This is a genomic window from Psychrobacter sp. UBA5136 (genome assembly GCF_002414005.1).
Taxonomy (GTDB): domain Bacteria; phylum Pseudomonadota; class Gammaproteobacteria; order Pseudomonadales; family Moraxellaceae; genus Psychrobacter.
Map to the genome: position 1 here is coordinate 1 of NZ_DHYG01000014.1, position 9,630 is coordinate 9,630.

Annotated in this window: 8 protein-coding genes; 6 read left to right on the forward strand and 2 right to left on the reverse strand. The window is 44.6% G+C overall.

The features are described from left to right. Positions 1–41: 41 nt before the first annotated feature. Entirely contained in the window at positions 42–725 is a 684-nt protein-coding gene (locus B4240_RS01830) for a YetF domain-containing protein (RefSeq protein ID WP_296236527.1), read from the forward strand. 55 nt (positions 726–780) lie between these two features. Here B4240_RS01830 and B4240_RS01835 read toward each other — a convergent pair whose 3' ends face one another. Next, positions 781–1,377: an ATP-binding protein gene (locus B4240_RS01835; RefSeq protein ID WP_296236528.1), complete on the reverse strand. Its 597-nt coding sequence runs from the start codon at positions 1,375–1,377 to the stop codon at positions 781–783. After that, positions 1,328–2,089: a nicotinamide riboside transporter PnuC gene (gene pnuC / locus B4240_RS01840; protein ID WP_296236529.1), complete on the reverse strand. Its 762-nt coding sequence runs from the start codon at positions 2,087–2,089 to the stop codon at positions 1,328–1,330. The genes B4240_RS01835 and pnuC overlap by 50 nt, the downstream gene beginning before the upstream one ends. Positions 2,090–2,443: 354 nt before the next feature. Between pnuC and B4240_RS01845 the strand changes: the two genes are divergently transcribed. The 5 genes from B4240_RS01845 to dnaX all read left to right on the forward strand — a co-directional run. After that, complete coding sequence (locus tag B4240_RS01845) at positions 2,444–3,589, forward strand: beta-ketoacyl-ACP synthase III (protein WP_296236530.1); 1,146 nt, start codon at positions 2,444–2,446, stop codon at positions 3,587–3,589. A gap of 242 nt (positions 3,590–3,831) precedes the next feature. Next, the gene (gene prfA / locus B4240_RS01850) at positions 3,832–4,923 is read left to right on the forward strand and encodes a peptide chain release factor 1 (RefSeq protein ID WP_296236531.1); all 1,092 of its coding nucleotides are present in this window, start codon (positions 3,832–3,834) and stop codon (positions 4,921–4,923) included. A 148-nt stretch (positions 4,924–5,071) separates the two neighbouring features. Next, complete coding sequence (gene lysS, locus B4240_RS01855; protein WP_296236532.1) at positions 5,072–6,610, forward strand: lysine--tRNA ligase; 1,539 nt, start codon at positions 5,072–5,074, stop codon at positions 6,608–6,610. Positions 6,611–6,724: 114 nt separating this feature from the next. Then, positions 6,725–8,116 carry a hypothetical protein gene (locus B4240_RS01860; protein ID WP_296236533.1) on the forward strand — a complete coding sequence of 464 codons (1,392 nt, stop codon included), beginning with the start codon at positions 6,725–6,727 and terminating at the stop codon, positions 8,114–8,116. Positions 8,117–8,222: 106 nt separating this feature from the next. Beyond that, the coding region (dnaX, locus tag B4240_RS01865; RefSeq protein WP_296236534.1) for a DNA polymerase III subunit gamma/tau at positions 8,223–9,630 on the forward strand (1,408 nt) is incomplete at its 3' end.

Consider the following 9,630-nt stretch of genomic DNA (forward strand, 5'->3'; position numbering starts at 1 on the left):
ACTTTTTAGAACACCACCAAAAATAATAACAAGGAAAAAATATGGATTGGGCGAGTATTTTTATTTATGACACCAGTTGGGCATTTGCTGCTGAAATACTGCTACGTGTCACTGTGATGTTTATACTTATTATTACCTCTTTACGCTTTACCGGTAAGCGCGGCGTACGGCAGCTCTCCATCTTTGAGCTGACGATTATTTTATCATTGGGCTCTATCGCAGGTGACCCGATGTTCACCGAGGATTTGCCCCTTGTGCAAGCGGTATTGATTATGAGTACGGTGATTTTTCTTTATCGGCTTTGCACATGGGGCATGATGCAATATCAGCCTTTTGAAGAATTGTTAGAAGGGCGGTCTTTATACATCGTCGAAGATGGGATGCTGGTCTGCAATAAAATTAAACAAGGCAAGATGTCACACGATGAGTTTTTTGCCGAAATGCGCCAGCAAGGGGTTGAGCATTTGGGACAAGTGCGGACAGGTTTACTCGAGACAGATGGTAAATTTAGCCTGTTGTTGTATCCATCTGATGAAGTCAGCTATGGCTTGCCACTTTTTCCTAAGCAATATCAGGCGGTTACCCAGATAGAAGCAGATAAATATTACGCTTGTATGTATTGTGGCTATGTGGATGTTATCTCAAATCCCGACCAAGTATGCCCGCGCTGCGAGGATGACTACCGAAACTGGGCAAAAGCCTTAAACAGTAAGATTGTCAGATAAGTATTGATAAGCAAGCATTACGATAATTGATGTAAATGAATTTTAATATAGGGTTTTATTTTTTGAACTGCTCAAGCCATTTAGCCACCTGCTGAACGCGCTCATCTCTATCGCCACCAATTCGTCGAAAGGCTTTATGATGATGGGTTAATTGGCTGGCAAAATAAGCGCTGATGTCTTCGCGCCCATGGGGGCTATCGCGCAAATCATCGGCGACCCACGGGATATCCACTTCGGTCAAGAGTATTACATCATAATGGTGCGCCAACGCAGCTTGGGTAAGCGACTCAGGGCAATCGCCATAGTACCAGTTGGAGTACACCATGAGCTCAAATAAACTGGTGTCACAAAATAAATAACGACTGCCATCGGGCAGTTGCGCGGCTTGCTTAGCCAGTTTGTTTTCTAACTCAATTTGACCTTGCGCGATAGGCAGTAAGTCATCCCACGTACAGGTCAGCTGCTTACTATCCCACTTTGCTTGCAGATAAGTGCGCATATACTCTGGCACCCACGGACAGCCAAAGTGCGCCGCCAAATCGCGGCATAAAGTAGTTTTACCAGTGCTTTCTGCTCCCAATATCGCGACATTAATAACGGTTTTAGGCGTATGCTGCGTGAGATTGTATGCGGTAGCGTCGTTGCCATTCATAATATGCCCAAATTGCGATGAGAGTGAACACTACATATTGTAGCGCGGTAAAGGTTAACCCTTTATAAAAATACAGCGGAACGGAAATCGCATCGGCGATAATCCAAAGCAGCCAATGTTCAATTTTACGCCGCGCCATCAGCCACATCGCCATTAAGAACAGCGCGGTGGTCAGCATGTCGGTGTAATCGACCCAAGTAAATAAATGCAAACCTAATACCGCGCCATCAAAGCTAAAGTGATTATTGATGACGGGCCTAAAATAATAGACCAAAGCAACAAAAGCGACGGTAGCTGCCGCGAGCGCGCTTAGTATGGGCACGTCTTTTTTGCTTAAATGCTCAACTTCGATAGCCGATTGGGCGTCCATGTTTTGCACGCGCTCATCTTGCTGCTGGCTGGTTGGATTTATATGATCTTGATGCTTTTTGATTGCTGTATTGTGCTTATTTTGCGTCCAGTTTATCCAACCATAAATACTCATGATACTGTAATAGGCGTTGATAAACATATCGCCAAACAGTTGCCACTTCCACAGCAGATAAACAAAAATGGCGGTGCTGACCAATCCAATGGGAAAAACCAAAATGTTGGTTTTGCTGGCAAGTAAAACACTGCTGACCCCAAATATAACCGCAATCAGCTCTAAAGCAATAAAGAGGGTTGGATAGTCGGCATATTGCCCAAATAACCAGTTTAAGAGTTCCGCCATTACTATTCCAAAATCAAAAGGTGAAAATAAAAGGTAGATAATATCGGTCGAGTTTATAAAATTTTAACAAGTCCATGGCAATTAAATGCAGCAGTATTGGATAAAATGGCCTGATTAAACAACGATAATTTATGGCGATTATAGCGCAGCTGTCGAGAAATAAAGCCAATCTTTACTTATTCTCGTCAAGAAGCCGTTTATTTGTAACAAAGTATTAGAAAAATAATATTATTCAGGCATAATAAAGGCACTTATTTTAAGTTTACAGTTATTCACCGAAAATTAGACGACTGTTGTTTTTCTCCACTTTTATGCTTATTGCAAGCACCATCGTAGTAGACAAGGAAGCACATCATGACGACTTGTATCACGGGCACCGGCCTGTATATCCCCCCTTATAGCATTAGTAATGAAGAGTTAGTAGAGTCATTTAACCAGTATGTTGATAATTATAATACCGAGCATGCCGATGAGATTGCCGCCGGTACAGTTACAGCACTGGAGCCTTCGTCAGCGGCTTTTATCGAGAAAGTCTCGGGTATCAAATCACGCTATGTGATGGAAAAAGACGGGATTTTAGACCCTGAAATCATGGCGCCCGTCATTCCTTACCGCAAACTGGGCGAAGAGCTGTCTATCATGGCAGAAATGGGCGCTGCTGCCCTAAAAGACGCCTTGGCCGATGCAGGGTTAGAAGCCAATGATTTGGACGGTATTATTCTGGCTTGCTCAAATTTTCAGCGTACTTATCCAGCAGTCTCTATCGAGATTCAAAATGAGATTGGTATGGTTGGCGGCTTTGCCTATGATATGAACGTTGCTTGTAGTGCCGCGACTTTTGGTCTATCGCAAGCACACGGCTCAATCGTTTCAGGCCTTGCTAAGCGCGTCGCTGTGGTCAACGTTGAGATCACCTCAGCGCATCTAAACTGGCGCAACCGCGACAGCCACTTTATCTTTGGTGACGTCGCAACCGCTACTATCGTCGAAGAGTTAGAGACGCCAAAAGGTTATGAGATACTTGACTCTAAACTCTTTACCCAGTTTTCGACCAATATCAAAAACGAATACGGTTTTATGGATCGCTCTGAGTTTTTGGCGGCGCAGACAGAAATGTACCCAGACCTCAAAGGCCCCGTGACTGATAAGCTGTTTTTACAAAATGGCCGTAAAGTGTTCCGCGAAGTTTGCCCCAAGGTTTCGGAAATTATCACTGAGCATTTGCATGAAAATAACTTGCAAGCCAGTGATGTTAAAATGATGTGGCTACATCAAGCCAACGCCAATATGCTCGACTTAATCTTGCGTACGGTCATCGGTAAAGACGCGGATAAAGCCATTGTCCCAAGTGTCATTGACGAGTTCGCCAATACCAGCTCAGCCAGCCCGATGATTGTCTTCCACCGTTACAAAGACGCGCTAAAATCTGGTGATTTGGGCGTTATTTGCTCGTTTGGTGCCGGTTACTCGATTGGTTCGGTACTGGTTCGTAAGGTTTAAGAATTAATTAAAGCTCTGTTATAACCACAAAAATAGCTAAGAGGGTTCTTAGCTATTTTTTTATGTGCGTTTTCTCTTCTATCTGTATGACAGGGAAAATTGGAAGGACATATTTGAGTACAATTAGGGATAAAGCGAGCCGTTTGCGAATATAATGGCAAGATTGCTGAGAGGTTTTAAATTAAGCGCAAAAATTTGCTATAATCACTCTCTTATTTTCCTCATTTTAAAAAAGTCCTTTTATGAAAGAATCCTTACGCCTGCGTTTAGACCAGATGGTAGACCGCTATGAAGAGGTCACCGCCTTATTATCAGACCCAAGTGTCATCAGCGATAATAATAAATTCCGTGAATTATCCGTTGAGCATAGTGACTTGATGGATATCACGACGTTATGGCAAAACTATGTGCGGGCAGAGACGGATCAAGCGGACGCAGAGGCAATGCTCGCGGAATCATCAGATCCTGAAATGGGAGAGATGATGCAGGACGAAATTGACAGCGCGCGTCAGACCATCGCTGAGATGGAAGAGGCGCTTAACGTCATGATGCTGCCAAAAGACCCCAATGATAAAGTGCCAGCGTTTTTGGAGATTCGAGCGGGCACGGGCGGTGACGAAGCGGCGATTTTCTCGGGTGATTTGTTCCGAATGTACCAAAAGTATGCGCAAAACCAAGGCTGGACGGTAGAGGTTTTATCAGCCAATGAGGGCGAGCATGGCGGCTATAAAGAAATCATTACCCGTGTGTCTGGCAATAGCGTTTACGGCCGTTTAAAGTTTGAGTCGGGCGCTCACCGCGTCCAGCGTGTGCCTGAAACCGAAAGCCAAGGCCGCGTGCATACCTCAGCTTGTACCGTTGCCGTCATGCCAGAAGTTGAGATTGATGACACCGTTGATATCAATCCTGCCGACATTAAGATGGATACCTTTCGCTCAAGCGGCGCGGGTGGTCAGCACGTTAACACCACCGACTCTGCGGTACGTTTGACCCACATTCCAACGGGTACCGTGGTAGAGTGTCAGCAAGAACGCAGTCAGCATAAAAACCGCGCGCATGCGATGAAAATGCTGGTATCTAAAATTCAGCAAGCAAAAGTACAAGCGCAGGTCGATGTGGCCGATTCCATACGTCGCGACTTGGTTGGTAGTGGCGATCGCTCAGAGCGTATTCGTACCTATAACTTCCCGCAAGGGCGTATGACTGACCATCGAATCAATCTGACGTTATATAAGCTTGATTCGATTATGGAAGGCGACTTGGATGAAATCCTTGATGCGCTGCTGCGCGAGCACCAAGCAGACTTGATGGCCAGTATTGGCGGCGCTGATTAAAAGCACGAGATGGCTAAGTGCGCTCAGATGCAAGTCAAAAATCAGAACGATTTTGCTATTTTTAATATAAAAATCAGTTATATTTGAACATTTTATTTTAATTTTACTTCGTTTATTCCTTTAATTATCTAATAATTTTGAGAGTATTATGTCAAAGCACAACAATCAAAATCCGAATCAAGAGCAAGCCCCAGAAGACGCTAACGAGCTGATCGCTCAACTGCAAACTAAGCTGGATGATATCAAGGCATCAGGTAAGCAGCCTTATCCGAATACCTTTAAGCGCACGGATTACGCTCAGGATTTACAAACCGCTTTTGATGGTATCTCAAAGCAAGAAATCGAAGATAAAATTGCCAACGGTGAAAAAACTCAGGTCAACGTCGCTGGCCGCGTGATGTTAAACCGCGGCGCGTTCATTGTCATTCAAGATATGACCGGCCGTATTCAGCTATATGTGGCGCGCAAACAGCTAGACCCTGAAACACTAGCGCTGATTAAATCATTAGATTTGGGTGATATCGTTGGCGTATCGGGCTATATCGGTCGTTCTGGAAAAGGCGACTTATATGTTCATATCGAAGCGCTTACTTTATTGACTAAAGCGCTGCGTCCGATGCCAAATAAATTCCATGGCTTGGCCGATGTCGAAGCGCGCTATCGCAATCGCCATCTTGATTTGATGACCAATGAGACAACGCGCGATACCTTTGTGATACGCAGTCAGATTATCAGCGGTGTTCGCAAGTTTATGTTAAATGAGCGTTTTATGGAAGTTGAAACGCCGATGATGCATCCGATTCCAGGTGGCGCGGTTGCCCGTCCGTTTGTGACCCACCATAACGCTTTAGATATGCCGTTATATTTGCGTATCGCCCCTGAGCTTTATCTAAAACGCCTAGTGGTTGGTGGCTTTGAAAAAGTGTTTGAGATTAACCGCAGCTTTCGTAATGAAGGCGTATCAACCCGTCACAATCCTGAATTTACCATGATTGAGTTTTATCAAGCGTATGCGGATTATCATGACTTGATGGATCTGACTGAGCGTTTGTTTAACGAGCTGGCGATTGATATCTTGGGCACGACCGAGCTGACTTATCAAGGTGAAGCAATTAGCCTAAAAGCGCCGTTTACACGTCTGTCGATGTCTGATGCCATTGCTAAATATGCCGAAAACTTCGATATATCGCGTATCAACGACCGTGATTATCTGGCAGATTACGCTTCCACGACGCTAAAACAGCAAGTCAAAGACGGCTTTGGTGTGGGTAAATTGCAGACGATTATCTTTGAAGAAACCGCTGAGCATCAATTGCGCCAGCCAACTTTTATCACTGAATACCCAGCTGAAACGTCGCCACTTGCGCGCCGCAACGATGAAAATCCTGAGATTACCGATCGCTTTGAGCTATTTATCGGTGGTCGTGAACTGGCCAATGGTTTTAGCGAGCTGAACGACCCTGCCGATCAGGCGCAGCGCTTCCATGATCAAGTCGCTGAAAAAGATGCGGGCGATGATGAAGCCATGCATTTCGATGAAGAATATATCGAAGCCTTGTCTTATGGGCTGCCGCCAACAGCAGGCGAGGGTATTGGTATCGATCGCTTGGTGATGCTATTTACTGACTCGGCCAGTATTCGCGATGTGATTTTATTCCCGCATATGCGCCGCAAGTTTGAAAGCTAAGCGGCTTTCCTTGCCATAAATCTGCGCTGGGGCTAAACTGAACATAAGAAGGCTTTTTCTACTTTTAAGGAAAAGGTCTCAAGTTCTTTATGAGGCCTTATGTATAGGGATATTATGAACACTCAGCAAGTTCCAGCGTCGATTTGGCAGCAAATGATTCAGCAAAATTTTTTATCTCTGTATGATTTAGCCGCAGACAATATCACTAACCCTGAGTATCTTCAGGGTTATGATTTTGTTTTTGAGTTTTCTAATGCCGTGGTTTACCTTATCGTCAATGATGTCACGATGCAGGCTGATCAGCAGGATATTAATAGTACTCAAGTGCGCACGTGGAGAAAAGAGGTTGTCAATCAGCTCATCAAGCAACACGCTCAGCTGTATCTTAAAAATGATCAGGCGCTTACCTATAGAAATGAGTCGATATCTGACAAGACAGTGATATCTGACAAAACAGGGCATAAAGCGATTTATTTTATTGGCTTAACGTCGCTATCAGTGCAGCATCATGACGTTGCTAAAAAAGACAGCGCGCAAACCGTTTATCAAAACAGCTATCAAAATACCTATCAAAACAGCTATCGAAGCAACTCTCAAAACGTCTATCAAAATACGCCAATAGAGATGCCGTCTTATGCGATTGGCTATGAATATGGCAGTCAGTTTTTTGCAGAAGACTGCGTGCTTGATTTGGACGATGAAGAAAGTGTGCTACAAGTCTTTAGCTATCAGAACTTCACTGAGATACTTAAGCAATTGGTGACGCCCAGTGATTTGACGGCATTTTTAGACTTTCATCGCAGTAAGCTTACTGGGTTTGAAGCATTTCAGGACGAGTCAACCTTGCTTGCGCAGTTTTTAGAGTCGCCAGATTTTCATCGAAGGGCGATAGAAGTTCAAGAACAAATGGTGAGCCATGACTTAATCGCCGAGATTGAACCACGATTGCTCAAAGCGGCAGAGCCTGAGCAAACTGAGTTTGCCAAAGCACTAATGGCAGAAATTCAAAAAAATACTCGAATGTGGTACAAGCTTTTTAACAGTTTGGTTAAAGAGTATTATGACGTGGGTACGCCAATACCAAAAGCGCAGGTTGATATTTTGGTCGATGAGTCCATGTACACCTATGCGTGTTTGGTAGAAAAAATATTGGCGCACAGAACCATCGATCAGGAATCACGCTGGAGTGGTTACGTGCGCCATGAACACTCTTATAATGTCTTTGGGCGTCATTACCTGCTGGTGTTTTATGCGCAAGATGACAACAGCTCGTTAAGTGCCGACAAGGTTCGTGCGGGCCACCAAGATTTGTTATTTGAGCTTAATGCGCAAATGCAGCAGCCTGTTATGCAAGATTTGTTTTTGATTGGCGTTGACGTCAGACCTTGTGAAGACAGCGTGAATACCGAGGTGCATCTCGATGCGTTCCATCAGCACGGCTCGCTTATCGACATACATACCCAGCGTTTGTACGAACAACTGGCTGAGCTGCGAGCGCAGTCATAACCTGATTTCGTTACTTGATTTTAAGAGACATGTTTCGATACCTATATTTAAAATAAATCGCTGATTTGAAGCTTTATTTACATTATTACTCACGTTGGCATTCATTATGACGCAGCAATATCAAGTTTTAGCGCGCAAATACCGTCCAAAAAACTTTCACGAGTTGATTGGGCAATCGCACGTCTCTCAAGCACTGATTAACGCGATTGACTATAATCGCCTGCATCATGCTTATTTATTTACGGGTACACGCGGCGTTGGTAAAACGACCATCGCCCGTATTTTGTCTAAATGTTTAAACTGCGAGACGGGTATTACCAGTACTCCATGTGGCGTCTGTGATAATTGCGTGGCGATTGATCAAGGACGTTTTATTGATTTAATCGAGATTGATGCCGCCTCGCGCACCAAAGTTGAAGACACCCGCGAGCTGCTTGATAATGTGCCGTATGCGCCAAGCCAAGGTCGCTACAAGGTTTATTTGATTGATGAAGTGCATATGCTGTCGACGCACAGCTTCAACGCGCTGCTCAAGACCTTGGAAGAGCCACCTGAGCATGTAAAGTTTTTACTCGCCACCACCGATCCACAAAAACTGCCCATCACGATTATCTCGCGCTGTTTGCAGTTTGTGCTGCGGCCTTTATCACAAAGCTTGCTCAGTGAACACCTAGCCAATATCTTAACCCAAGAGCAGGTGGATTATACCCAGCCTGCGCTTTGGCAATTGGCTAGTGCTGCCAAAGGCTCGGTACGTGATGCATTATCGTTGACTGACCAAGCGATTGCTTTTGGGCAAGGCGCATTAGATGATGTGACGGTTAATGCCATGCTCGGCTTGATTGACGCTGCTGATTTGGTGCGTTTAATCACAGACATCTATAATCATGATAAATCTGCGGTTGCTGCTCATATCGAGAAGATGCGCGCGCAGATGGTCGATGCAACCAGTATGTTTGATGGTTTGGCTGAGCTGTTACATCAATTGGCGTTGACGCAGCTTTTGCCTGAAGTGGCTCTTAACGTAAATGAAGCGCAAGCGCAACAAATTCATCAGCTTGCCCAGCATATGAGCCCTGACGTTTTACAGCTGTATTATGAAATCGTGGTACAAGCGCGTGAAGGCGTGAAACTTGCCAGTACACCGATGCAGGCGTTAGAGATGTGTATCTTACGTTTATTGGCGTTTCGTCCTTTGCCCGTCGATGAGGTTTTGGTAAACCTACCGGATAGCACTGCACCATCTAGCACTACACCTTTAATCGAAAAAAATACTTCTACAACTAATACAACTGAATCGCATACAGCGCCATCGAACACTGTTGAGCATTCCTCATCATTGTCAACTGTAGAGCCTTTGCCAGTAGCAGAGCCACATGGCGCAGTTTACGACAATGCTGAACTTGGTCAATATGGCAGCCATAGCCATAACCATAGTCATAACCATGATGAAGCGTTAAGTTTAATAGAAGATAGTAATATTAGTCTTAGCTCTGAGCCTGTTGTTGAGCCTG